Below are 660 nucleotides of genomic sequence, written 5' to 3'. Positions count from 1 at the left end.
TGATGCACGACATTGAGGTGGATGAATCCATGATGGCGTTCCCGGCGGTTGAAATGGTGCTGGGTGGGGTGGACTACCACGCTGAGGTGCGTTTGAATGGCGTTGCATTGTTTGACTGCGATGGCTCTCAGAATGTCTACAAGAAAGACATTCGCCCTTACATGCAAATGGGGCGTAACCGCTTTGAAATCTTGTTCTTAGAGGAAGACGAAGATCTTCTGTTTGATGAAGATAAACCTGAGCTGTGTTCGCTGTCCGATCATGAATATAGAAAAAGCGATGACCGCTTAGGCGTGTGGCAAGTGCCTTACCTGCAGTTTATTCGCAACGTACGTTTAGATCGTGTCGCGACCGAACAAATCTGGCACCACGGTGGTGGTTGTGAGTTTAAAGTGGATCTTTACTATCAGACTTTTGTGCCGGGTTTGGTCTCGGCATCAGTGAAGTTTGATGGTATGACTTACCATATTCCAATTGATGTGCGCGCCGATCATGCCAGTGCGTTATTTCAGATCGAAGCGCCTAAATACGCTGATTTGAATGACCCCGATCCGAAAGATCTCTACCAACTTGCGGTGGAGTTAGATGGGCAGCGCCAAGCATTTTCTGTTGCGCTTAGCCAAGAGCTTTGCGTTACCCATGTTGTGCTTTAATTCTTAG

At 47.7% G+C, this 660-nt stretch carries 1 protein-coding gene; it reads left to right on the top strand.

Going from position 1 to position 660, the window contains the following annotated elements; genetic code table 11:
* Nucleotides 1-653 (top strand): hypothetical protein (locus R7Q11_RS26825; protein ID WP_225467070.1); only part of this gene is annotated, 653 nt, incomplete at its 5' end.
* Between the last annotated feature and the right edge of the window lie 7 nt (nt 654-660).

This window comes from Vibrio sp. 970 (genome assembly GCF_033339075.1).
Note: the sequence above shows the minus strand (reverse complement) of the source record. Positions and strands in the feature narration are given on the sequence as shown.